Source organism: Cryobacterium cheniae (genome assembly GCF_004403395.1).
Lineage (GTDB): Bacteria > Actinomycetota > Actinomycetes > Actinomycetales > Microbacteriaceae > Cryobacterium > Cryobacterium cheniae.
Map to the genome: position 1 here is coordinate 362,880 of NZ_SOGN01000035.1, position 23,739 is coordinate 386,618.

Consider the following 23,739-nt stretch of genomic DNA (forward strand, 5'->3'; position numbering starts at 1 on the left):
TAGCGGCTACTGCGGCACGTCCAGCGGCACGTCCAGCGGCACGTCCTGCGGCACAGACTGCGGCACAGACTGCGGCACGTCCAGCCGCACGTCCTGCGGCACGTCCATCGGGATGGCGGCGAACTCACGCACGACCAGTCGCGGGGTGACCAACCGGTGCCGGGGTTCGGCCGACTCCGGGGCTCCGTGCACCTTGCCGCCGAACTCGCCGGTCAGCAGCGCGAGCACCCCGGCGGCCACCTCGTCGACGGCCTGGTCGACGCTGGAGAGCCCGATCGCGGCGGCAACCGGCGTGTTGTCGTAGCCGGTGACCGGCACGCGTTCGGGGTTCGCGATCATCGCGCCGAGGGCCAGAGAGTCGCTCGCGCAGAGCACGGCATCGATCCGGCCGGCATTCTGCCGCAGCCGCGCCATCGCGGCGGTGCCCTGGCTGACGCCGTCGGGGGTGACGATCTCGAGCTCGGCCAGGTCATCGGCGGAGACGTCGCCGCGCTCCGTCATCGCGTCGTACCAGCCCCGTCGACGCTCGTCGCCGCTGCCCGACGGGCTCGGCCAGCCGATGTAGGCGACGCGCCGGGCTCCGGCCTCCTGCTGCGCCCGGGTCGCTTCGTGCAGGCCTGCCCAGCCGTCCACATCCACCCAGAGGTGCTGCGGGTCGTTCATATCGTCGACTCCCCACGGGCGCCCGAAGGTGACGAAGGAAATGCCGTTCTCGATCAGCCAGTGGGTGCGCGGGTCGCCGGCGAACGTCGACGTGAGCACGAAACCATCGACATCCGCGCCGTCGTTCAGACGCCGGAACTGGGTGATCTCGTCTTCGGGACTCGTGGCCGTGAAGAGCAGCACGCGCAGTCCCTGGGCGTCGGCCTGCTCGGTCAGGGCGTGCAGAAACCGGTCGAGGACCGAACCGGAGATGCCGTCGATCATGGGGTCCAGACGGATGCCGATGGTCGAGCTGCGCCGCGTGCGGAGCCGCCGGGCGGAGGCGTGCGGCCGATACCCGAGTTCTTTGATCACGGCCTCGACCCGCTGGCGGGTGTCGGCGCGCACGATGCCGGGCGAATTCATCACATTTGACACGGTCTGGCGGGAGACGCCGGCCGCGCGGGCGACATCCGTCACCGTGGGAAAGCCACCCATACCCGCTCCTGCCCCACGCCTCCGCCGGACGCGCCTGCCTTCGTTCATTGAACGATCAAATACCGTGCTCCAGAGAGTACCGCTTCCCGCCGGGCCGGCGGGAACGGAGGCGCCGCTTCCGATCCGCCCGCCGGTCAGGTGATTTTCCGCACCGCTCCCCCGTTCCCCTGGATCCCCGGAAATACGGGGATTTGATCGATCAAAAGAAAAGTTTGATCGATCAAATATTTTCGGCTATCGTGACCTTCACACAAGCAAACGCGCATCGATGCGCGACTCAAGGAGAAACAAGATGCAACGACGCAACTCTCGCTGGTTGATCGGAACCGGGCTCGCCGTGGCCGGCGCCCTCACCCTCAGCGCCTGCGGTTCCGGATCCGGCTTCGGCGGCGACTCCGCCGACTCGGGCGGAGAGCTCACCAGTGACTCCGCCCAGGGGCTCAACGTCCTGATCGGGTCCAGCGGCGACGCCGAGACTGCATCCGTCAACGCAGCCGTGGCCGCCTGGTCCGAGAAAACCGGCACCGACGCCAAGGTCAGCGTCGCGAGCGACCTCAACCAGCAGCTCGCCCAGGGCTTCGCCGCCCAGAAGCCCGCCGACGTCTTCTACCTGTCGACGGATGCCCTCGCCGGCTACGCGTCGAACGGCTCGCTCCTGGCCTACGGCGACGAGCTGGCCAACAAGGACGACTTCTACCCGAGCCTGGTCAACTCCTTCACGTACGAGGGTGACTTCTACTGCGCGCCGAAGGACTTCTCGACCCTGGGTCTGGTCATCAACACCGACCTCTGGGCCCAGGCCGGGCTCACCGACGCCGACATCCCCACCACCTGGGACGAACTCGCGGCCGTCAGCAAGACGCTCACCACCGACGGCCAGGTCGGACTCGCCCTCGGCGGCGAGTACGCCCGGCTGGGCGCATTCATGGCCCAGGCCGGCGGCAGCCTGATGAACGAAGACAGCACCGAGGCCACCGCGAACAGCGCGGAGAGCGTCGCGGGCCTCGAATACGCGCAGACACTCCTGAATGACGGGGTGATGAGCTACGCCAGCGAGATCGGCGCCGGCTGGGGCGGCGAGGCGTTCGGCAAGCAGCTCTCGGCCATGACCATCGAGGGCAACTGGATCACGGGCGCGATGAAGAGCGACTTCCCCGAGGTCAACTACACGGTCGCCGAACTGCCCGCCGGCCCGGAGGGCAAGGGCACGCTGCAGTTCACCAACTGCTGGGGCATCGCCGCCGACAGCCCCAACCAGGCCGCCGCCCTCGAACTGGTGGAACAGCTCACCAGCAAGGACGCCCAGCTCACCTTCTCCGAGGAGTTCGGACCGATGCCCTCGATCCAGTCGGCCGCCGATGAGTGGAAGAGCGCCAACCCCACCCTCGTGGCGTTCCTGGACGGCGCCGACTACGCCCAGGGCGTACCCAATGTGAAGGGCGCCGCTGACGTCACGAGCGACCTGAACGCGCAGCTCGAGTCGCTGAAGACCGGGGACGCTCAGGCGATCCTCGATTCGGTGCAGAAGAACCTCGAAGCACTGCTGAAGTAGTCCACCATGTCGACGCCTGCACGCACGTCTCGCCGCTCCGGTATCCGGGGCGGCGAGACCGCCTCGGGGTGGCTCTTCACCGCCCCGATGATCATCCTGCTCGGCCTGTTCCTGGTCATCCCGGTGCTGATGGCCCTCTGGGTCAGCTTCTCCGACTGGAACGGCCGCGGCAGCCCCTTCGGCGGCACGGTGTCGTTCGTGGGCCTCGACAACTACTCCGCCCTGGTCGGCGGCGGCGGCCTGGCCGAACAGGACTTCGGCACTGCTCTGCGGAACAACGCCTGGTACGTCCTCCTGGTCGTGCCGATCCAGACCATGCTGTCGCTGCTGCTGGCCGTGCTGGTCAACCGGCAGATCCTGCGCGGCCGCGGCTTCTTCCGCACCGCGTTCTACTTTCCGTCGGTGACCAGCTCGGTGGCCATCACCGTGCTCTGGCTGTTCCTGTTCAGTTCCAGCGGCGCCGTCAACAAACTGCTCGCGTTCATCGGCGTCAACGGACCGAATTGGTTCAACGACCCGAGCGGGGTGCTGCACAACCTCCTCGCTGCGTTCGGCGTCGACACCGGCCCGGCCGCCCTCACCGGCAACACGTTTCTCGGCATCTCCTTCTGGGAGTGGCTCGCCGGGCCATCCGTGGCCATGAGCGCCTTCATCCTGATGGCCGTGTTCACCACCAGCGGCACGTTCATGCTGCTGTTCATCGCCGCGCTGCAGAACCTCAGCGGCGACGTCGTCGAGGCCGCCATGATGGACGGCGCCAACGGCTGGCAGCGGTTCTGGCGGGTCACCCTCCCCCAGCTGCGTCCAACGCTCTTCACCGTTCTCACCCTCGGCCTGATCGGCGCCTGGCAGGTCTTCGACCAGATCTACACCGGCACCCAGGGTGGGCCCGGCAAGACCACGCTCACCCCGGCCTATCTCTCCTACCAGGCCGCGTTCACCAACCAGGCCTGGGGCCAGGGCGCCGCGATCGCCTTCATTTTGTTCGTGATCATCGTGGTCTTCACCCTGTTCCAGCGTTGGCTGCTGGCCGAACGCGGGGTCTCAGCCCGGCGGATGCGTCCGTATCTGCCGATCCCGACATCCGGAGGTTCGAAATGAACACCACGGTGAGAACCCGCGAGCGCACCGTCTCCCCCTCCCGGCGCCTGCGCGCCCTGAGCCGGGAACAGCTGCCGAACCGCCAGGTCGCCGGCCGGTCGCTGCTCTACGCGATCCTGATCGTGCTCGCGGCCATCTACATCGCCCCGTTCCTGATTCAGGTCGCCACCTCGTTCAAGACGGATGGCGATGCCGCCAGCAATCCCATGTCGCTTCTGCCGCAGACCTGGTCCACGGCCGCGTACGAGAGGTTGTTCCTCAACTCGGACTTCCCGGTCTGGTTCCAGAACTCCGCCATCGTCACGGTCTTCGTCACCCTCGGCCGCGTCTTCTTCAACTCCCTGGCCGGGTACGCCCTGGCCCGGCTGCACTTCCGGGGCCGCAACTTGATCTTCGCGCTGCTCATCGCCGTGATGAGCGTGCCCGGCGTCGTGCTCCTGATCCCGAAGTTCCTGGTGATCAACCAGCTCGGCATCTACGACACCTACGTGGCCATGATCGTGCCGCTGCTCACCGATGCCGCCGGGGTCTTTATCATGAAGAACTTCTTCGAGTCGATCCCGGCGAGTGTGGAGGAGCAGGCCCGCATCGACGGGGCCGGCACCTTCCGGGTGTTCTGGTCGATCGTGCTGCCGATGGCCCGGCCGGCCCTGGTGACCATCATCATCCTGTCATTCCAGGGGTCCTGGAACGAGCTGTCGCACTTCATCGTCGCCACCCAGTCCCCCGAGCTGACAACGCTGACCAAGGGCGTCGCGTCGCTGGCGTCCGGGCAGCTCAGCCAGGGCACCCAGTACCCGCTCAAGCTGGCCGCGGCGGCGATCATGACCATCCCGGTGGCGGTGATGTTCTTCATCTTCCAGAAGCGCATCATGAACACCACCGACGGGGCCGTGAAGGAGTAACCCTCCTGGTCTCCCGCTTCTTTCCGTAGATCCGCACCACACAACACCTCTGGAGTCGTACCTCTCTCATGTTCTCTCACCCCGTCCAGCCTCTGCTCCATGACTCCGCCATCGTTCTGGCGGCCCCCACCCAGGCCTGGTCTCGTTCCGACGGGCAGACGGACAAGCCCATCCACGGCCTCTACCATGCGGACACCCGCGTTCTCTCCGGCTGGTCCGTGCTGGTCGGCGGCCAGACCGGCGAGGCGATCGGACGTGCCCAGCGCGGCGCGGGCGTGGTCACCTTCACGTCGCTGCTCCGTCACCTCGACGACCGCACCGCCGACCCGCGGCTGCGGCTCGAGGTCACCCGCACGGTCACCGCAGGGCAGCTGACCGAGCGGATCGAGATCATCTCGGGACTCGAGCAGGCACTCGACACGACCGTGTCCGTGCGCCTGACGCCCGATTTCGCCGATATGCAGACCGTGAAGGCAGGCCTCGCGGGGGCTGCCGAGCGCGACGCTTTCGAGGGCGCGGACCTGCCCGCGGCACCGGATGTCGTCGTGACGGAGGCGAGCGGGGGCATCCGTCTGTCGACCGACACCGTGTCGGCGCTGGTCGGTGTGAGCGGCGGCGGGGTGTTGGGCGGGTCGACCGCCGAGGCCGACTCGACGGTCACCGGCACCGAAGTCACCGGAACCTGGTCGGTCACCGTGCCGGCGAAGGGCAGCGTGACCGTGCAGTGGACCGTCGACATCGCGCACTCGGCCACCGTGGTGCAGGCCGCGGCGGGGCTGCCGGAGTGGGACGGGGTGTCGGTGCGCTCCGGCGACGCGCGCCTCGGCCGCTGGGTGGCGCGCGCGCTCGACGACCTGACGGGTCTGCGGATGGCCACCACGACGAGTCCGGCCGATCCCTTCCTCGCCGCCGGCGCACCCTGGTTCTTCACCCTGTTCGGCCGGGACTCCCTGTGGGCGGCGCGCTTCCTGCTGCCCCTCGGCACCGAGATCGCCGGTTCCACGCTGCGCCTGCTCGCCCAGCTGCAGGGCACCAGGAGCGACACCGAGACCGCGGAACAGCCCGGCAAGATCATGCACGAGCTGCGCCCCGACGTGTACTCGATGCCCGGCGAGAGCCTGTCGCTGCCGCCGCTCTACTACGGCACCGTCGACGCCACCCCGCTGTGGATCTGCCTGCTGCGCGACGCCTACCGGTGGGGTTTGGCCGCCGACGAGGTCGAGGCTCTGCTGCCCGCTCTCGAGGCTGCACTCGGCTGGCTGCGCGACTTCGGCGACAGCGACGGCGACGGCTTCCTCGAATACGTCGACATCACCGGCCACGGCCTCGCGAACCAGGGCTGGAAGGACTCCGGCGACTCGATCCAGTGGCGCGACGGCAGCCTCGCCGACGGACCGATCGCCCTCTGCGAGGTGCAGGCCTACGCCTACGAGGCCTACATCGGCGGCGCCGAACTGCTCGACGCGTTCGATCGGCCCGGCGGCGACGCCTGGCGCGCCCGGGCGGAAGCGCTCAAGACCCGGTTCCGGGAATCCTTCTGGATCGATTCCCCGACCGGACGCTACCCGGCCGTCGCCCTCGACGCCTTCAAACGCCCGGTCGACACCGTGACCAGCAACATCGGCCACCTGCTCGGCACCGGACTGCTCTCCGAGGAGGAGTCGGCCCTCGTCGCCGCCCGGCTGGTGTCCCCCGAGCTGAACTCCGGCTACGGCCTTCGCACGATGTCCACGGACTCCGCCGGCTACTGGCCGCTCAGCTACCACGGCGGCTCGGTCTGGACCCACGACACCGCGATCGCGATATCCGGGCTGGGGCGGGCCGGATTCGGAGCCGAGGCCGGCATCCTGATCGAGGGGCTGCTCGCCGCGGCCGAATCATTCGACTACCGCATGCCGGAGCTGCACTCCGGCGACGCCTCCACCGCCGTCACCGCGGCGGTCCCCTACCCGGCCGCCTGCCGCCCGCAGGCCTGGTCGGCGGCGGCGGCCGTCTCCGTGCTCGGCACCGTGCTCGGACTGGAACCCGACCTGGCCACCGGCCACGTCACCTCCACCCCGATCACTCCCGCCGTCGTCGGCGACGTGATCGTGCGCGGCCTCCGGACCCCGCTGGCCCCGTCCCGGGTCGGCTAGGCCCGGGGGGTCTGCCGGCCCCGGCCCGCGTCGGCTGCCCCGATGCATAACTCCTGCAAATTCTGGTGCGGGCCGGAAACCGCCCCGGAATTCCGGGCATCCGTCCCGCCGCTCCACCGAATTGCAGGAGTTATGCACACGGACCGGCCTGCACTCCCGAATCGGGCAGCATCATGCGCGCGCACCTCGTGGCCAACTCAGGAGATTCCGGGGAGCGGCAGCCGTCGGGCTACAGCCAGCGCATGGTGAAGGCGCGGGCGAGCACGGCCCTGGCGGGCGGCACCGCCAGGGTGCGCACGAGGCCGTTCCGTGCACGCAGGCGCAGCCCGTCGATGGGACCGCCCATCGCCATGTTGAACCCGGCCTGCCGGGCGGCCATCCGTGCGCTTCGCCGGCGGCGGCGGTCGTAGTGCCCGAGCACGCCGGACGCGGCATCCGGTTCGCGCAGCGCCCGGACCAGCGCCGGGGCCAGCTGGAGCGCGTCGAGCCAGCCCAGGTTCATGCCCTGCCCCCCGATCGGGCTGATCTGGTGCGCCGCGTCGCCGATGAGCACGACCCGTCCGGCCACGAGACGAGTGGCGAGGCGCTGCTGCACCGAGAAGGCGCTGGCCGCGGCGGTCGTCTTGGGCAGTCGAGTGCCGGTGCGGGCACGGATGAGCGCGGCCAGGTCGTCGGACGTCGCATCGGCCAGCAGGGTCGGGGTGATGGCCACCCAGCGGCGCCGGCCGCCCGGCAGCGGGAACGACTCGACCACACCATCCCGCTCGAAGAAGAGCACGGCCTCCCCGGGATACTCCCCCGTGTCGGGGTAGTCGCTCATCAGATACGTCTCGCCGCCGGTGCGAGCGGTGCAACGGATGCCGAGCAGGCCGCGCACGAGACTGCGGGCGCCGTCGGCGGCCACCACGTAGCGGGCCTCGACAGACTCCCCGGCCGTCGCGCCCGTCGCCACCGTCTCGCCCGTCGCCATCGTCTCGACCGCGACCCGATCGCCCCGGTCGTACACCCCGGTCACGGTGACGCCCCCGCGCAGCCGGTCGGGCGCGAGCTCGGCGAACCGCGCGCGCAGCACGGCTTCGGTCTCCGACTGCGGCAGCGAGATCACGCTCTGCATCCGGTCGGCCGTCTCGCTGAACACCAGCCGGCCAAGGGTGCGCCCGTCCGAGCGCACCACGCCGCCGCGGATCCGCACCGCCTTGGCGATCACCTCCTCCGCCACGCCCAGCTGCTCCAGCGCCCGCAACGACGGCGGGTGGATGCCGATGGCCCGGGATCGCATTGACGGCTCGGCCCGCTGCTCGAGCACTTCCACGTCGACGCCGCGCACCGCCAGAAGCCCGGCGAGCAGGATGCCCACCGGTCCCCCGCCGACCACGATCACGTCCCGCACCCGCGGCCCGGTGACGCCTTCCTGGGTCCCGTCTGTTGCTGCCGACGCCGAGGCGGCCGGTGCCTCACGGCGCAGCACGAGGCGCGACGGATGCTCCCGCGTCACCTGCCACCCGTTCGGCACCACCTCGCGAAGCTCCGGCGCCGTGAAACTGCGGCGAATGGAGGTGAGCCCGTCGTCGCGGATGAACGACCCGCGAAAGAGCGGCCAGGTGCCGAGCCCGAACCCGAGGTACCCGAACCGGCTGCGTTCGATGTCGGCGTGCAGCACCCGGTGCGCGGCGAGCCGCTCCGAGTCGGCGAGCAGTCCGCCGAGCTGTTCGCCGCTGAGATGGTGCAGTACGTGGTTGGAGACGACGAAGTCGAACCGGAGCCCCTCGGCGACGAGGTCGGAGCTGAGCGCACGCCGAAACGTCAGTCCGGGCAGCGGGGGCAGGCTCGTGGCGTAGGCGTGCGCGCGGGCATCCGGGTCCACGGCGGTGATACGAAGCCGCAGGCCGTCCCTGGCGGCCCAGCGGGCCAGCGCCCGGGCCACGTCGCCGCCGCCGCACCCGACGTCGAGCAGGGTGCTCTCACGTGTGCGCGACAGCGACGGCCGGATGTCGCGGCGATACATTCCGCGCCAGCCCGACACCACGGCGTTCACGTACCGGAAGTTCGCGTAGGTGCTGGCGAGTCGGGCGGGGTCGCAGTCGGGGTCGTCCATCAGCTCGACGGCGTCGCTCGCGCGTCGGCGCAGTGACGGGACGCACGACAACGGGACACGCAACGACGGGATGCCCACGCCCGCTACCCGGCGATGACGGTCATCAGCCCGGATTCGACCGTGAGCCCCGGGCCGAACGCCATCGCGCAGACCCGCTCTTCGTCATCCGTGGCCGGGGCGTCGAGGATCGCCTTGAGCACGAACAGGATCGTCGCGCTGCTCATGTTGCCGTAGTTGCGGAGGGTCTCCCGGGAGGGCACCAGCTGCGCCTCGCTGAGCCCGAGCTTCGCCTCGGTCTTGTCCAGGATGCTGCGCCCGCCCGGGTGGATCGCCCAGTGCGCGATCGCAGTGGCCGCGGTGGCCCCGGTGGCTCCGGTGGCTCCGGTGGCTCCGGGAGCCTCGACCGCAACCGCAACCGGTGCGGCCAGGGTGGCCACCGACCCGGCCGACACACCTTCGGGAACACCGGCCGAAACCTCGGACGGAACCAGAACCGGCGGCGCCGCCGGTTCTGGCGCCAACACGACGCTGAGTTCGGCATCCCGGGCGAAGAGCGGCGCCAGAGCCCCCTCGATGTGCTGGTCGATGATGTGCGGAACGTAGGTGCTGAGGATCATCTCGAACCCCTCGTCGCCGATCTTCCAGGCCATGTCCCCCTCACCGATGGGGGTGATCACGGTCTCGAACAGGTCGAGGCTGAGGGCCTTCTCGCCCGCAGCGGGGGCGCGGGAGCTGACGATGCCGGCGGCCGCGCCATCCGAGAACAGCGAGGACGCCACGATGGTGTCGGGGTCGTCGGAGGTACGCAGGTGCAGGGAGCATAGCTCGGCGCTGACGACGAGGACGACGGCATTCGGGTCGGCCAGGACGAATTGCTGCGCCGTGCGCAGGGCCGGCATCGATGCGTAGCAGCCCATGAAACCGAGGTGGTAGCGCTGGGTCGCGGGGTTCAGCCCCAGCTCGCGCACGAGCATGTAGTCGGGCCCCGGTGCGTAGAATCCGGTGCACGACACGGTCACCACATGCGTGATGTCCGACGCCTCGATGCCGGGGCACGCCTCGAGGGCCCGCCGTCCCGCCTCGACGAACAGCTTCGTCGCCTCCACGATGTAGAGCTCGTTGCGCACCCGGGTGCTCGGCCTGAGCAGCTGCTGCGTTGCCGAGTCGAAGAACTGGGGATCGGGTGTCGAGCCGTCGAGGGTGAGCTCGTCGATGACGCTGTGCCGGGTGTCGATCCCGGACAGGTTGAAGGATGCGGTCACCAGACGCTGGGCCAGACGACTGAGTCCTGGCTGCGCCGAGAAGATGTCGCGCACCTGATCCTGGATCAGCACTGTCGGGGGAACCACGGTCTGTAACGCTCTGAGAGTCACGGGCATAGGTTTAGTTTGGCACGCGGGCACGGCCCGGGACACCCCGGAAATACCGTCAGATCAGGGCAGCGGAGCGAACAGACGGATGCCGGTGAGTCCGATACCGAGCCCCGCAGAGACGATCGCGGTGACGCCGCCGATGTACGCGATCAGGGTGCCCGGGGTGTCGCCGAACGCGCGGAAGTAGGTGACCAGGAAGGCGGCGATCGCGACCACGGCGAACGGAATCAGGATGCGACGCTGCAGGCGGTCGACCGCGGGTGGGTGGGCGTTCCTCCCGCCGAGGGGTGCGCCCCCCCTCGACCACGGGCCGCGGGTGAGCACCAGGCCGGCCACGCAGCCCCAGAGTGCCACGACGAGCAGCGCGGCGATGACGTCGCTGGGCCGATGCCAGCCGTTCGCCAGCGTGGCCACCCCGGCGAGGATGGCGAAGCAGGAACCGCCGAGGGCGGCCAGGCCGCGGGTGCGGGGACTCGCGACCAGGAACACGGCCAAAGCGGATGCCGCCGCCACCGTCGTATGCCCGGAAGGGAATGAATTGCCGTCGTAGCCCTCCACGCCGAGGTCCGGTCGGGTGAGAAGGGCCATTTTCAGCAGTTGGGTGCTCAGCACGGCCGCCAGCGCCACCCCGAAGGCCACGATCAGGGTCTTGCCGTTGCGGCGCACGACGGTGACGACTCCGGTGAGCAGCAGGCCGGCGATGACGGAGACGAGCGGGACAGCATCCAGCAGCTCCTGGGCGAGCGGGGTGACGCTGCGGCGTCCGAACTCGGCGCCGTCGAAGGCGAGCTGATCCAGGGCCTGGCCGGAGAGGGTACGCACGAAGTACAGGTAGAGCCCGGCGAACACAATGATGGCGGCGAAGGCCCCCACCAGGTAGCGAACGGGGCTGATCGTCGAAGAGGTGCGCACGGTATAGCTTCGCACGCGCCGGCGCGGTTGACTCCGTTCAGCATCGGCGTAGCGTTTAAAGATGGACGCACAGAAACGCGGGCAGGCACGGGCCGCCCGAAAAGAACGCCGGAGGCAGGGCACTCAGATCGGCGGTTTCACCGGTCTGGAGGGAGACTTCGAGGCGGAACGGCGTCGCGCCGCCGAGGCCGCCCACGAACAGACCGAGCCCTACGAGGACGACAGCCTCGACAAGCCGGTCTTCCCCGATTCGACCTCCGGGATGACCCATCCCTAGCCTTCACTCCGGTCCATTCATTGTTGTTCGCCTGCTATTCACCTCGGGTTCAGTCCGTGCTGGTCAAATAATCAGAGTAGAGTCAGCGAACTCATCGAGGAGTTCTTAGCCCCAACGAATGGATGCTCTGTGAACATTCGAACGGCCGAATACCCCAGGCCGGATCATTTCCTGCTCCACCTCAGCGACACTCACCTGCTTGCGGACGGCGGTCGTCTGTACGGCCAGGTCGACAGCACCGCGCACCTCACGCGGTTGTTCGCGGAGGTCGAAGCCTCCTCCGGTCGGCCGGACGCCATCATCATCACCGGTGATCTGGCCGACAAGGGCGAACCGGATGCCTATCGCGCCCTGCAACGGATCGTCGAGCCGGCCGCCGCGCGGCTCGGCGCCCGCGTCTTATGGGTGATGGGCAACCACGACGACCGGGCGTCGTTCCGCACCATCCTGCTGGACGAACCGGCGACGATCGAGCCGATCGACCGCGTCGACTTCATCGAAGGCCTCCGTATCATCACGCTCGACACCTCCATTCCCGGCCACCACCACGGCGCCGTGACCGACGCCCAGCTGCGCTGGCTGGCCGACCAGCTGAGCGTGCCGGCGCCGGACGGCACCATCCTCGCCATGCACCACCCGCCCGTACCGAGTGTGCTCGACCTGGCCGTGTCGGTCGAGTTGCGAGATCAGGCCCGTCTGGCCCGAGTGTTGCGCGGCTCGGATGTGCGCAGCATCCTCGCCGGGCACCTGCACTACTCCTCGACGGCGATGTTCGCCGGCATCCCCGTGTCGGTGGCGTCGGCCACCTGTTACACGCAGGACCTGAACGTGCCCGTCGGCGGCACGCGGGGCCGCGACGGGGCCCGAACCTGCAACCTCGTGCACGTGTTCGCGGACACGGTGCTGCATTCGGTCGTTCCGTTGGGCGACTACCCGGCGCTGGACCACGTCGACGCGACGGAAAGCGCGCGCCGGCTGGCCGGTGACGGCATCCGGATCATGCCCGCGGGTACTCTGCCAGCGTTCCGCGAACCCCCAATGACCACACCGATCCCGGTTCTGCGCTAGACGGCGGCGTGTGCGCGGCCCGGCCGGGTTCGACCTGGTTCACGCGTTCCCACGGGGCGACGATCGGGAAATACCGTTCGAGGAAGTCGGTCACGGCCTCGCGGCGCACCTCGTCGGAGATCTCCGGGTTGCTGCCGTCGTTGAGACAGAACATGTCCTGGTCGCGGCGCTTGCGCAGGGCGTTCATCTGTCGCAGGGCCAGCTTCAGCGTCGTCTCGACGTAGAGCGAGCGGGCCTGCGTCTGCTCGACCGCACGCCCGGTCATGAGGGCGTAGTAGTGATAGAGCGAGTTCGTGACCGAGATGTCGGTGGCGGAACGGAACTGGCTGGCCGCGGTGCGGGCGAAATCGTCGGGGAATTCCGCTTCGAGTTCCTGCATCACGCTCTTTCGCAGCGGCGCCGCCGTGTGCTCGAGGTGCCGCGTGGTGACCTTGCCGAACCGTTCGCGCAGCAGGGCGCGGTTGACCCGGGCCCCGTTCTCGAACCCGCTGCGGCTGGAGTTGTTCTCGCCGAGGCCGATCCGGGTGGACGCCTCGATGAACTTGGTCACGCCGCCCGGGGAGAAGAACAGCTCCGGTCCGACCGGACGGCCGAAGAACATGTCGTCATTGGAATAGAGGAAATGTTCGGCCAGGCCGGGGATGCGGTGCAGCTGGCTCTCGACGGCGTGCGAGTTGTGCGTGGGCAGCACGCTCAGGTCGGGGAAGAAGTCCTCGCTGCGCATGATCGTGACGCGCGGGTGCTCGACCAGCCATTCCGGGGCCGGCGAATCCGTCGCGATGAAGATACGCCGCACCCACGGCGCGAACATGTAGACGCTGCGGAGCGCGTACTTGAGCTCGTCGATCTGGCGGAAACGGGCATCCGAATCGTCGCCGTCGCCGACGACGTAGGCCTGCATCCGCTTGGCGCGTTCGCGCTGGAAGTCGCTGGACGAACCGTCCACCCAGGAGAAGACCATGTCGATGTCGAAGCTGATGTCGCTGGCCAGGTCGTCGAACATGTGCTGCAGGGTGCGCCAGGTGCGCCCGAACAGGTCGATCGTGGTCTCCCGGGCCTCGGAACGCGGCATCCGTGCCCGCATCAGGGAGTTCTCGACCGGCGCGACGATCTCGTCGTCACCGAAGTGCCAGAGCTCGAACTGGAAGGCCGTCTCGGCACCGTAGCGCAGGCGGCCGATCGGCTCGATGCGCGGGCGGTAGACCCGGAAGACGGATGACTTCCGCAACGTCGACAGGGCGCCGTCGGCCAGCAGCAGGGCCGGGGTCAGGTGCCCGTCGAGGGGTTTGGCGTAGAAGGGCTCATTCGCGAAGGCCTCCGCGAGGATGCGGGTGAGGGTCTTGCGGCAGGTGCGGTCGACCGCGATCACCGGTCGGTCCCCGTCGCCGCGCACGAGCAGGAAGTCGATCCCGGCCCGTTCGAGGGCGTCGCGCACCGCGAGGAGGTCCTTGACCATCGACTCGTGGGGGGTGAAATGGCCGTTGATCAAGTTGATCTCACCCTTGCGCACGACCACGTCGTCGCGGTCGAAGCGGCGGGTGCGCGGGTCGGGAGAGAGCAGCACGAGCTCGGGTTCCGGGCTCAGCGACAGCACGGGCAGGGTGTCTGCCGGGTCACTCGAGGACCGATGCTCGGTTTCTGGGCGATCGAACGTGACCATGGTCCTCCTCGAAAAGACTTGGGAACACTCATTCACGCGGCAACGACACGCAATGCCGGGGAGAGTGCGTCTGTGGACGCCGGACAGCGACGACCGGTTCAGAAACCGGGAGCGAAGCAGCCGGCGGAACGCGGTGGCGCCGCTCTCATCCTACGTCGCCCGTCGGGCGCCGCCGCGCGGTCCCGCCCCGGCATCCGTTACCCGGCACTGATCCCGAACAGGCCGATGATCACGGCCATCAGCAGCAGGGTGACCAGTTCGTGGGCGATGTTGAGCACGGTCAGTCCGGAGGGGCGGCGGTCGAAGGCGTCGTGGGTGACCATGCGGGCGGCGGTGAACCCGGCCCAGAGGATCACGGCCGTCAGCAGGGCGTTGACCAGGAAGTCGCCGCCGTAGAACGCCTGTGCGATCGCGGCGGCGCCGGCCAGCACCCAGGCGGTGATGAAGCTGACGATGACGGTGACGACCAGCGGCGCGGTGGAGCCCGTGCGCGTGCTTTCCTCGTCGTGGCCGACCGCTTTCATCCAGTAGGTGCCGAACACCCGTCGGGAGTACCAGATCGCACCGACGACCATGCTGGATGCGGTGGCCAGGAGCACGGCCCAGATGTTGATTTCGGGAACCATTGCAGCGGTCCTTTCGGTTGGTTGTCGGCTCAGACCAGGGGCAGGTCGGCCGGGTCGGTGACGGGCAGGCGGCAGGCGAAGTCGCGGCAGAGGTACGCCGTCGGCCGGTCCTCGCGCGCGACCCGGTCGCGGAACAGCTCGAAGCCGGCATCGGCGAACGCCTGCGCCTGGCCCGCGGTGACGGATGCGACCAGTCCGCTCCGGCGGCGGCGCACCGCATCGATCAGGGCAGAGGGTGTCCCGGAGGCGGCCACGTCCGGCCCGACCACCACGAGTTGTTCCACGGGGCCGGCCAGCACGCTCGACAGGCGCAGGGCCGCCCCGAAGGCGAGCGGGCGTTCGAGCGCCCGCTCGGCCAGCCCGGCCATCGCGGCGGCGGCCGCCGTGCGGTAGCGGTCGTCGGCGGTCAGCAGGTACAGCAGGTTCGCCGCCTCGGCGGTCGCCGTGATCCCGGACGGATAGGCCCCCTCCGACGGGTCGACGTCCAGGGCGAGTCCCTGCCCGGCGAGCACCGGGTCGGGCCCGTCGGGCGCGCGGAACGGCATGCCGCCGGCGGTGTCGGGCGCGGCGGTGGCGGCGTCGGCGTCGAGCGCGTCGGCGTCGGCGTCGGGAGTGTCGGCGGCGGGCGATACCGTTCCGGCATCCGTTCCCCCCAGCGTGCCGTCGATGAGTCGGCGCGCGGCCGCGGCATAGCGCACCTCGCCCGTGGCCAGAGCAACCTCGAGGAGACCCAGTGCAGACATCCCGAAGTCCTCCAGGGTGGCCTGGGCGGCCGACGTGCGCCCGGCGATGGAGGCTCGCACGAGGCTGCCGTCCCGGCGCAGGTGGAGATCGAGCAGGTGGTCGGCGGCCAGAGCGGCCGCCGCCGTGAGTTCGGGATCGGCGAAGGCGAACCCGGCCCGGGCCAGCGCCGCGATGGCGAGCCCATTCCACCCGGTGAGCACCTTCTCGTCGAGGGCGGGCGGCTCTTCCTGCCGGCGGGCGTCCTCGTCCAGGGTGTAGTAGACGCCCTCGACCCGGCGCCCGGCGACGGTGCTCTCGGAGTCCTGGGCGCTGGCGAACCCGCCCCCGGGCAGGCGCAGCACGGTCGTGAGGAATCCGGCGACGCCCTCGGCGACCGTTCGCGCCCACCGCTCTCCGGTGAGCTGCCACGCCTGCGTGTAGAGGTCCAACAGCTGCGCGTTGTCGTAGAGCATGCGCTCGTAGTGCGGATCGCTCCAGTCCCGGTTCACGGCGTAGCGGAAGAATCCGCCTTCCACCGGGTCGCGCAGGGGCGAGGCACCCAGACGTTTGAGAGTGCGCAGGGCGAGCGCACGCGCCTCGGTGCTGACCGCCTCGGCGCCTGCCTCGGTGCCCGCCCGGCCGAGCAGGAACCCGAGTGCCGGCGCCGCGGGGAACTTGGGCGCGTCGCCGAACCCGCCGAAGCGGGGGTCCTCCAGGGCTACGAGTTCGGCCGCGGCCCGGTCGAGAGCGGCGGGGCCCGGCAGCGACCCGCCGGCGCCTTGCTGCGCGGCGGCGGCGAGCGCCTCGGCGACGAGGGAGGCACTCTCGGTGACCTCGGCGCGGCGGGTGGTCCAGGCATCCGTCACCGCTTCGAGCACCTGTCGGAAGGACGGATGTCCCGGCAACGGCAGCGGCGGAAAGTAGGTGCCGGCGTAGAACGCCTGCCCGTCGGGAGTGACGAAGACGTTGAGCGGCCAGCCGAGCCCGCTCACGAAGGCGCCGGCCGCGGCCAGGTAGCTGGCGTCGACCTCGGGATGTTCCTCCCGGTCGACCTTGATGCTCACGAAGTGCCGGTTCAGGTAGTCGGCGAGCTCCGGGTCGCTGAAGCTCTCCCGGGCCATGACGTGGCACCAGTGGCAGGTCGAGTAGCCGATCGAGACGAGCACGGGCACATCACGCAGCCGAGCCTCCACGAAGGGCTCCACGCCCCAGCCGTACCAGGCCACGGGATTGTCGGCGTGCGAGCGCAGATAGGGGCTGATTGCGTCGAACAGGCGGTTGGACATGCCTCCATTGTGCCGCTGCCCCCGCTCTGCCGCTCCCGCCGAACCGTGAGGTGAACTCCTCGTCCGGTCAGGAGCGGGCGGTCGCCAGGTCGACGGCGAGGGCCCCGCGGGCGCGGCGCTGCACCCGCATCCAGATGAAGAAGCCGGCCAGGGTGAACGCGCCGTAGAAGATGTAGAGGACGGCGGAGGCGTAGTAGCCGGCGCTGAGCAGCAAGGGCACCCCGACGATGTCGACGGCCACCCAGATCAGCCAGAATTCGGTCCAGCCTTTCGCCATCCCGTACGTGGCCAGCAGTGAGCCGGTGAAGATCCAGGCATCGGCCCAGACCGGCTCGAACGAGCCGAGCGCCCGGAACACCGGGGTGAGCACCAGGGTGCCCACGATGAGCCCGAGTCCGAGCAGGATGCGCGCGCGAGCACCGGCCCAGTGCGGGGCGACGGCATCCTGCGCCACCCCGCGGCGATGCTGCGACCACTGGATCCAGCCGAAGATCGACACGATGATGAACATGATCTGCCGCCCAGCCTGGCCGAGCAGATTGACCGGGTTGGGGGTGCCGAAGACGGCGCCGAGGAACACCGTGAACAGCAGCACGTTCCCCGCGATTCCGACCGGCCAGGCCCACACCTTGCGGCGCATCCCGCCGACGGCGCTCAGGATGCCGAACGCGTTGCCGACGATCTCCCGCCAGAGAATCGTCTGGGTACCGATCTGCAGCTGTGCGTCGAAAAGCCACTCGATCGGGTTCATCCGTCATCTTCCTCGCCGGGCGGTTCTCGCCCTCCCCAACTTAACCCCCTGGCCGGACTGCTTTTTCCCCGGCACCCTCGCCGAACCGTGAGTTTCGCCCCTCCGGAGGCCCGTCAGAGAATGCTTTCTCACGGTTCGGCGAGGTGTTTTCGGCGCCGGCAGGGCGCAACGGTCAGTTCACGTCGTTGGGGTGCGCGCTCACCCGGCCGGCGCGCTCGAGGGCGGAGATCGTGGCCATCTCGGTTCGGCTGAGCTCGAAATCGAACACGTCGAAATTCTCGATCATGCGCTCGCGGCGGTTGGACTTGGGGAAGACGATGTTGCCGGTCTGCAGATGCCAGCGGATGACCACCTGCGCCGGCGTCTTCTCGTGCGCCTCGGCCGCGACGGTCACGACGGGCTCCTCGAAGAGCGGGTACTTGCCCTGGCCGAGCGGCCCCCACGCCTCGATCTGGATGCCGTTGGCGCGGGCGAACGCGGTGACCTCGGGCTGCTGGTGCGCCGGGTGCAGCTCGATCTGGTTGACGGCCGGCACGACATCCGTCTCCGCCAGCAGGCGGTCGAGGTGCGGCACCAGGAAGTTGGACACGCCGATCGACCGGGCCCGACCGGATTCGCGGATCTGCTCGAACGCCTTCATGCTCTCGACGTAGCGGTCGTTGGCGGGCGCCGGCCAGTGGATCAGGTAGAGGTCGACGTAGTCGAGCCCGAGCTTCTCGAGGCTCTCGTCGAACGCGTCGAACGCCGATTGCGTGCCCTGCCGGTCGTTCCACAGCTTGGTGGTCACGAACAGGTCGGAGCGCGCGATTCCGGATGCCCCGAGCGCGGCACCGACGCCGGCCTCGTTCCCATAGATGGCGGCCGTGTCGATGTGCCGGTAGCCGACGTCGAGGGCGTCGCTGACGATGCGGGTGGTCTCATCCGGTTCGACCTTGAAGACACCGAATCCGAGCTGCGGGATGGTGTGGCCGTCGTTGAGGGTGAGAGTGGGAGCAGAAAGAGTCATTGGTCCACCCTAGGTCGGGGCAGCTACGCGAGTCTGGGCAGCATCCACCGTTCACCGCACGGTCACACGGAGGTCATACGATAGAAGGCTCATGATCCCCGTCGACATCACCTACCCGCCCGAGCTTCCAGTCAGCCAGCGCCGGGAGGACATCGCCCGCGCCATCCGTGACAACCAGGTGGTCATCGTCGCCGGGGCGACGGGCTCCGGCAAGACCACCCAGCTGCCGAAGATCTGCCTGGAACTGGGCCGGGAGAACATCGGTCACACCCAGCCCCGCCGGCTCGCCGCGCGCACGATCGCGGAGCGCATCGCCGAGGAGCTCGGCCAGGAGGTCGGCCAGACGGTCGGCTACCAGGTGCGGTTCACCGACCAGGTCGGCCCGAACACCCGGATCAAGCTGATGACCGACGGCATCCTGCTCAACGAGATGCATCGCGACCGGATGCTCCGCAAATACGACACGATCATCATCGACGAGGCTCACGAGCGCAGCCTCAACATCGACTTCCTGCTCGGCTACCTGCGACAGCTGCTGCCGCAGCGCCCCGACCTCAAGCTCATCATCACCTCCGCGACGATCGACCCGCAGAGTTTCGCCGAGCATTTCGCCGCGCCCGACGGCACGCCGGCCCCGATCATCGAGGTCTCCGGGCGCACCTACCCGGTGGAGATCCGCTACCGCCCGCTGGTCGCCGAGGCGATGGACGGCGACGACGACGACACGACGGATGCCGCGCCCACGGTCGACCGGGACTACATCGAGGGGATCTCCGCCGCGCTCGACGAGCTCGACCGGGAGTCCAGCGGTGACGTTCTGGTCTTCCTCAGCGGCGAGACCGAGATCCGGGATGCCGCGGACGCCCTGCAGGGCAAGTACGCCTCCTCGGGGCGCACGAGTCCCACCGAGATCCTGCCGCTCTACGGCCGGCTCTCGTCCGCCGACCAGCACAAGGTGTTCCAGCCGTCGAAGGTCGCCGGTGTGCGGCGCCGGATCGTGCTGGCCACGAACGTGGCGGAGACCAGCCTGACCGTGCCGGGCATCCGTTACGTCATCGACGCCGGGACCGCGCGGATCAGCCGGTACAGCGTGCGCTCGAAGGTGCAGCGACTGCCGATCGAAGCCATCTCGCAGGCATCCGCGAACCAACGCTCGGGCCGGAGCGGCCGCACCAGCGACGGCATCGCCATCCGCCTCTACTCGGAGGAGGACTTCACCCGCCGCCCCGAGTACACCGAGCCGGAGGTGCTGCGCACGAATCTGGCCGCGGTCATCCTGCAGATGATCTCGCTCGGCCTCGGCGACATCGCCGCGTTCCCGTTCCTCACCCCGCCCGACTCGCGCGGCATCAAGGACGGTCTGGACCTGCTCGCCGAGCTCGGCGCGGTGGCCGCTGTCACCACCGGCCAGAAATCCGGCATCTCCAAACTGACGCGAATCGGGCAGCAGCTTGCGAAGCTGCCGATCGACCCACGGTTCGGGCGGATGGTGATCGAATCGAAGACGCAGGCGGTGAGCCGCGAGGTGATGGTGATCGTCTCCGGGCTCACCATTCAGGACCCGCGCGAACGGCCGCTCGAGCGCCGCGCGCAGGCCGACCAGCAGCACGCCCGGTTCACCGACCCGACCAGCGACTTCCTCAGCCTGCTGAACCTCTGGAACTACCTGGAGACGCAGCAGAAGGAGCTCGGTTCCAGCGCGTTCCGGCGCCTGTGCAAGAACGAGTTCCTCAACTACCTGCGGGTGCGCGAGTGGCAGGACGTCTACAAGCAGCTGCGCCAGATGGCCAAGCCGCTCGGCCTGCACATCGGTGATCCCAGCGTGAATCCCGACGGCATCCACCGCTCGCTCCTGGCCGGGCTGCTGTCCCACATCGGGCTCAAGGACACCGCCAAGAAGGACTACATCGGCGCGCGCCAGCAGCGGTTCGTGATCTTCCCGGGCTCGGCGCTGGCGAAGAAGCAGCCGAACGCCGTGATGAGCGCGGAACTGGTCGAAACCAGCCGCCTCTTCGCCCGGATGAACGCGGTCGTCGACCCGGCCTGGGCCGAGCCGCTCGCCGGGGACCTCTGCAAGCGCAGCTACTCCGAACCGCACTGGGAGAAGAAGCAGGGCGCGGTCGTCGCCTACGAACGGGTCACCCTCTACGGGGTGCCGATCGTGCCGCGCCGCCGAATCCAATTCTCCCGGGTCGACCCGGCGTACGCCCGCGACCTGTTCATCCGGCACGCCCTGGTCGAGGGCGAATGGGACCTCGACCGCATCGACCAGCGGGTCACCGCCTTCGACCGGGCGAACACGAGCCTGCGCAAGGAACTCGCCGAGCTGGAGGAGCGCACGCGGCGCCGCGACATCCTCTTCGACGACGAGGCCGTCTTCGAGTTCTACCAGAAACGCATTCCCGCCGACGTCTGTTCCACGCGCACGTTCGAGACCTGGTGGCGCCAGGCGCGCACCCAGACGCCCGACCTGCTCACGATGACCGCCGAGGCGCTGGTCCCCGAGGACGCGCCGGAGATCGACGAGGCCGTGTTCCCCCCGATCTGGCGCCAGGGCGACCAGAAGTTCACGCTCAGCTACCGGTTCGAGCCGGGCGCGGACGACGACGGCGTGGCCGTGCAGATCCCGCTGGCCCTGCTCGCCCGGCTCTCCCCCACCGGTTTCGACTGGCAGGTGCCGGGACTCCGCGCCGATCTGGTCACGGCCCTGATCAAGTCGCTGCCGAAGAGCATCCGTCGCAACGTGGTGCCGGCGGGCGACTGGGCGAAGCGGCTGCTGAACGAGCTGCCGCCGGCGCCGGGAGAAGTGTCGCCCGGGGTCTCGGGCGGCTCGATGTTCGACCGGGACGACGCGCCCTTCACCGAGACGCTCGCCGCCCTGATCCAGAAACTCACCTACGTGCCGGTGACGGCGACCGACTTCGAGCTGGTCCGGGTGCCGTCCCACCTTCGCATGACGTTCCGCGTCGTCGACGAACGCGGTCGCCCGATCGCCTCCGGCAAGGACCTCCTCGAGCTGCAGCGCCGGCTCGGCACCCAGGCCCGGGAGAGCGTCGCCGCGGCATCCGCTGCCACCCCCACCAATGCGATCGAGCGCTCCGGGCTCACCACCTGGGACTTCCCGGAGCTGCCCCGCTTCCTCGACACCAAGCAGGGCGACAACACCATCCGCGGCTACCCGACCCTGGTCGACGAGGGCACCTCGGTCGCGATCCGTATGATGAGCACGGAGGCCGAGCAGACCCGCACCCTGCCGGGTGGTGTGCGCCGCCTGCTGCTGCTCGCCACACCTTCCCCGGTCGCCTACGTGCAGCAGCACCTCACCGGCGCCGAGAAGCTCAGCCTGGCCACCAGCCCGTACCGCAGCACCCAGGCGCTGTTCGACGACTGCCTCGCCGCGAGCGTCGACGACGTGCTCTTCCGGGTGAAGCCGGGTGGCCAGGTGTTCATGCGCGCCGAATTCGACACCATCCGCGACCGGGTGTCCGGCGTGGTGATGGACTCCATGTTCGACACGGTCGGCCTCGTCGCCCGCATCCTCGCCGCCGCCCGCACCGCCGACAAGGCGCTCAAGGCATCCACCAGCATGGCCCTGCTCCCCGCACTGACGGATGCCCGCGCTCAGCTGGCCGGGCTCGTCTACCCCGGTTTCGTGAGCGCCACCGGTCTCGTGCAGCTGCGTCACCTGCCGCGCTACCTGACCGGCATCACCGCCCGCATCGTGAAGCTCGGCGACAATCCCAGCCGCGACCGGGTCTGGATGAACGAGAGCCAGACGGCCACGGGCCGGTTCGAGGAGGCCGGCGGCAAGATCCCCCTGCAGGCGAACGCGGCCGCCAACCTGGTGCGCGCCCGCTGGCTGATCGAGGAACTGCGGATCAGCCTCTTCGCCCAGGAGCTCAAGGCCGCGGAGCCCGTCTCCCTGCAGCGCATCCACAAGGCGCTGACCGGCTGACGCCGCCCGCCGTCTCGGTGAGACGACAGCTGTGAGGGGTTGGGGCATCCGCGCACCCCTCAGCGATCTCGTTTCACCGACCTTTTCCTTCAAGCGGGAGCGCTCGCCTAGGCTGGAGGCATGGAATTCCGCTATCTCGGTTCATCAGGCCTGAAAATCTCTGAAATCACCTACGGCAACTGGCTCACCCACGGTTCGCAGGTCGAGAACGACATCGCCACGCAGTGCGTGCATGCCGCCCTCGACGTCGGGATCACCAGCTTCGACACCGCCGACGTCTACGCCAACACCAAGGCGGAGTCCGTTCTCGGCGACGCCCTCAAGGGCCAGCGCCGCGAAAGCCTCGAAATCTTCACCAAGGTCTACTGGCCCACCGGGCCGCGCGGCCACAACGACGTCGGATTGTCCCGCAAACACATCATGGAGTCGATCGACGGCTCGCTGACCCGGCTGCAGACCGACTACGTCGACCTCTACCAGGCGCACCGCTTCGACACCGAGACCCCGCTGGAAGAGACGATGCAGGCCTTCGCCGACATCGTTCGGCAGGGCAAGGCGCTGTACATCGGCGTCAGCGAGTGGACCGCCGCGCAACTCCGCGCCGGCCACGCCCTCTCGAAGGAGCTGGGCTTCAACCTGATCTCGAGCCAGCCGCAGTACTCGATGCTCTGGCGTGTCATCGAAGACGAGGTCGTGCCGACCTCACGCGAGCTCGGCATCGGCCAGATCGTCTGGTCCCCGGTGGCCCAGGGTGTGCTCACCGGCAAGTACAAGGTGGGCCAGACCCCGCCGGCCGGCTCGCGCGCCACCGACCTCAAGGGCGGTGCCGACATGATCAGCCGCTTCATGAACGACGACGTACTCACCCGGGTGCAGAAGCTCGAGCCGATCGCCGCCGACCTGAACCTGTCGATGGCGCAGCTGGCCGTGGCCTGGGTGTTGCAGAACGACAACGTCTCGGCCGCCCTCGTCGGAGCCTCCCGCCCGGAGCAGGTGCGCGAGAACGTCAAGGCCGCGGGCGTGAAAATCCCGGCCGAGAGCATGAAGCAGATCGACGAGGTGCTCGGCGACGCCGTGGAGCACGACTCCGCGATGACCTCGGCCACCGCACCGCAGAGCCGCCCGGCGTAACGAGAGCGGTCGGCCTCAACGACAATCGCCGTTCGTTCCGAGA

The 23,739-nt window shown here is 69.1% G+C and carries 17 protein-coding genes; 8 read left to right on the forward strand and 9 right to left on the reverse strand.

Annotated elements, in window-relative coordinates:
* Positions 1-6: 6 nt before the first annotated feature.
* Entirely contained in the window at positions 7-1,140 is a 1,134-nt protein-coding gene (locus tag E3T23_RS07980) for a LacI family DNA-binding transcriptional regulator (protein ID WP_134369824.1), read from the reverse strand.
* Between the two features lie 292 nt (positions 1,141-1,432).
* Between E3T23_RS07980 and E3T23_RS07985 the strand changes: the two genes are divergently transcribed.
* The 4 genes from E3T23_RS07985 to E3T23_RS08000 all read left to right on the forward strand — a co-directional run bounded on the left by E3T23_RS07985 (position 1,433) and on the right by E3T23_RS08000 (position 6,833).
* Entirely contained in the window at positions 1,433-2,692 is a 1,260-nt protein-coding gene (locus E3T23_RS07985) for a sugar ABC transporter substrate-binding protein (protein WP_134369825.1), read from the forward strand.
* A 6-nt stretch (positions 2,693-2,698) separates the two neighbouring features.
* A complete protein-coding gene (locus tag E3T23_RS07990; RefSeq protein WP_134369826.1) occupies positions 2,699-3,793 on the forward strand; it encodes a carbohydrate ABC transporter permease in 1,095 nt (364 codons plus the stop codon).
* Positions 3,790-4,698, forward strand: a complete 909-nt coding sequence (locus E3T23_RS07995) for a carbohydrate ABC transporter permease (protein ID WP_134369827.1) — start codon at positions 3,790-3,792, stop codon at positions 4,696-4,698. The genes E3T23_RS07990 and E3T23_RS07995 overlap by 4 nt, the downstream gene beginning before the upstream one ends.
* 68 nt (positions 4,699-4,766) lie before the next feature.
* The gene (locus E3T23_RS08000) at positions 4,767-6,833 is read left to right on the forward strand and encodes a glycogen debranching N-terminal domain-containing protein (RefSeq protein WP_134369828.1); all 2,067 of its coding nucleotides are present in this window, start codon (positions 4,767-4,769) and stop codon (positions 6,831-6,833) included.
* Positions 6,834-7,062: 229 nt separating this feature from the next.
* Here E3T23_RS08000 and E3T23_RS15920 read toward each other — a convergent pair whose 3' ends face one another.
* From E3T23_RS15920 to E3T23_RS08015, 3 genes are read right to left on the reverse strand one after another with little or no spacing between them, the layout of a single operon-like run.
* On the reverse strand, positions 7,063-8,979 hold the full coding sequence (locus E3T23_RS15920; RefSeq protein ID WP_134369829.1) for an FAD-dependent monooxygenase: 1,917 nt from the start codon (positions 8,977-8,979) through the stop codon (positions 7,063-7,065).
* 32 nt (positions 8,980-9,011) lie between these two features.
* A complete protein-coding gene (locus E3T23_RS08010; RefSeq protein ID WP_241977729.1) occupies positions 9,012-10,307 on the reverse strand; it encodes a type III polyketide synthase in 1,296 nt (431 codons plus the stop codon).
* A 54-nt stretch (positions 10,308-10,361) separates the two neighbouring features.
* Entirely contained in the window at positions 10,362-11,213 is an 852-nt protein-coding gene (locus tag E3T23_RS08015; protein ID WP_166806248.1) for a phosphatase PAP2 family protein, read from the reverse strand.
* Between the two features lie 61 nt (positions 11,214-11,274).
* Here E3T23_RS08015 and E3T23_RS15220 point away from each other — a divergent pair, with 61 nt between their 5' ends.
* Together E3T23_RS15220 and E3T23_RS08020 are read left to right on the forward strand one after the other, a co-directional pair.
* Positions 11,275-11,490, forward strand: coding sequence for a hypothetical protein (locus E3T23_RS15220; RefSeq protein WP_166806249.1), 216 nt, complete (start codon positions 11,275-11,277; stop codon positions 11,488-11,490).
* A gap of 129 nt (positions 11,491-11,619) precedes the next feature.
* A complete protein-coding gene (locus E3T23_RS08020) occupies positions 11,620-12,558 on the forward strand; it encodes a phosphodiesterase (RefSeq protein ID WP_134369831.1) in 939 nt (312 codons plus the stop codon).
* Here the strand turns inward: E3T23_RS08020 and E3T23_RS08025 are convergent.
* The 5 genes from E3T23_RS08025 to E3T23_RS08045 all read right to left on the reverse strand — a co-directional run bounded on the left by E3T23_RS08025 (position 12,488) and on the right by E3T23_RS08045 (position 18,610).
* Entirely contained in the window at positions 12,488-14,218 is a 1,731-nt protein-coding gene (locus E3T23_RS08025) for a stealth family protein (protein ID WP_134369832.1), read from the reverse strand. The two genes, E3T23_RS08020 and E3T23_RS08025, sit on opposite strands and share 71 nt — an antisense overlap.
* Before the next feature lie 197 nt (positions 14,219-14,415).
* Positions 14,416-14,844 carry a DUF1761 domain-containing protein gene (locus E3T23_RS08030; RefSeq protein ID WP_134369833.1) on the reverse strand — a complete coding sequence of 143 codons (429 nt, stop codon included), beginning with the start codon at positions 14,842-14,844 and terminating at the stop codon, positions 14,416-14,418.
* A gap of 29 nt (positions 14,845-14,873) precedes the next feature.
* Positions 14,874-16,853 carry a thioredoxin domain-containing protein gene (locus tag E3T23_RS08035; RefSeq protein WP_134369834.1) on the reverse strand — a complete coding sequence of 660 codons (1,980 nt, stop codon included), beginning with the start codon at positions 16,851-16,853 and terminating at the stop codon, positions 14,874-14,876.
* Between the two features lie 67 nt (positions 16,854-16,920).
* On the reverse strand, positions 16,921-17,604 hold the full coding sequence (gene pnuC, locus E3T23_RS08040) for a nicotinamide riboside transporter PnuC (RefSeq protein WP_134369835.1): 684 nt from the start codon (positions 17,602-17,604) through the stop codon (positions 16,921-16,923).
* A 172-nt stretch (positions 17,605-17,776) separates the two neighbouring features.
* On the reverse strand, positions 17,777-18,610 hold the full coding sequence (locus E3T23_RS08045; RefSeq protein ID WP_134369836.1) for an aldo/keto reductase: 834 nt from the start codon (positions 18,608-18,610) through the stop codon (positions 17,777-17,779).
* A 91-nt stretch (positions 18,611-18,701) separates the two neighbouring features.
* On the opposite strand from E3T23_RS08045, the gene hrpA reads away from it, so the two are divergent.
* Complete coding sequence (gene hrpA / locus E3T23_RS08050) at positions 18,702-22,565, forward strand: ATP-dependent RNA helicase HrpA (RefSeq protein ID WP_134369837.1); 3,864 nt, start codon at positions 18,702-18,704, stop codon at positions 22,563-22,565.
* A gap of 120 nt (positions 22,566-22,685) precedes the next feature.
* Positions 22,686-23,696: an aldo/keto reductase family protein gene (locus E3T23_RS08055; protein WP_134369838.1), complete on the forward strand. Its 1,011-nt coding sequence runs from the start codon at positions 22,686-22,688 to the stop codon at positions 23,694-23,696.
* Positions 23,697-23,739: the final 43 nt, after the last annotated feature.

What these genes read in the sequence shown, in the direction of transcription:
- E3T23_RS08035 (WP_134369834.1), bottom strand. Translation starts at nt 16,853, where the DNA reads ATGTCCAACCGCCTGTTCGACGCAATCAGCCCCTATCTGCGCTCGCAC.
- E3T23_RS08000 (WP_134369828.1), top strand. Translation starts at nt 4,767, where the DNA reads ATGTTCTCTCACCCCGTCCAGCCTCTGCTCCATGACTCCGCCATCGTT.
- E3T23_RS08055 (WP_134369838.1), top strand. Translation starts at nt 22,686, where the DNA reads ATGGAATTCCGCTATCTCGGTTCATCAGGCCTGAAAATCTCTGAAATC.
- E3T23_RS07985 (WP_134369825.1), top strand. Translation starts at nt 1,433, where the DNA reads ATGCAACGACGCAACTCTCGCTGGTTGATCGGAACCGGGCTCGCCGTG.
- E3T23_RS08025 (WP_134369832.1), bottom strand. Translation starts at nt 14,218, where the DNA reads ATGGTCACGTTCGATCGCCCAGAAACCGAGCATCGGTCCTCGAGTGAC.
- E3T23_RS07990 (WP_134369826.1), top strand. Translation starts at nt 2,699, where the DNA reads ATGTCGACGCCTGCACGCACGTCTCGCCGCTCCGGTATCCGGGGCGGC.
- E3T23_RS08010 (WP_241977729.1), bottom strand. Translation starts at nt 10,307, where the DNA reads ATGCCCGTGACTCTCAGAGCGTTACAGACCGTGGTTCCCCCGACAGTG.
- hrpA (WP_134369837.1), top strand. Translation starts at nt 18,702, where the DNA reads ATGATCCCCGTCGACATCACCTACCCGCCCGAGCTTCCAGTCAGCCAG.
- E3T23_RS08045 (WP_134369836.1), bottom strand. Translation starts at nt 18,610, where the DNA reads ATGACTCTTTCTGCTCCCACTCTCACCCTCAACGACGGCCACACCATC.
- E3T23_RS08030 (WP_134369833.1), bottom strand. Translation starts at nt 14,844, where the DNA reads ATGGTTCCCGAAATCAACATCTGGGCCGTGCTCCTGGCCACCGCATCC.
- E3T23_RS07995 (WP_134369827.1), top strand. Translation starts at nt 3,790, where the DNA reads ATGAACACCACGGTGAGAACCCGCGAGCGCACCGTCTCCCCCTCCCGG.
- pnuC (WP_134369835.1), bottom strand. Translation starts at nt 17,604, where the DNA reads ATGAACCCGATCGAGTGGCTTTTCGACGCACAGCTGCAGATCGGTACC.
- E3T23_RS15220 (WP_166806249.1), top strand. Translation starts at nt 11,275, where the DNA reads ATGGACGCACAGAAACGCGGGCAGGCACGGGCCGCCCGAAAAGAACGC.
- E3T23_RS07980 (WP_134369824.1), bottom strand. Translation starts at nt 1,140, where the DNA reads ATGGGTGGCTTTCCCACGGTGACGGATGTCGCCCGCGCGGCCGGCGTC.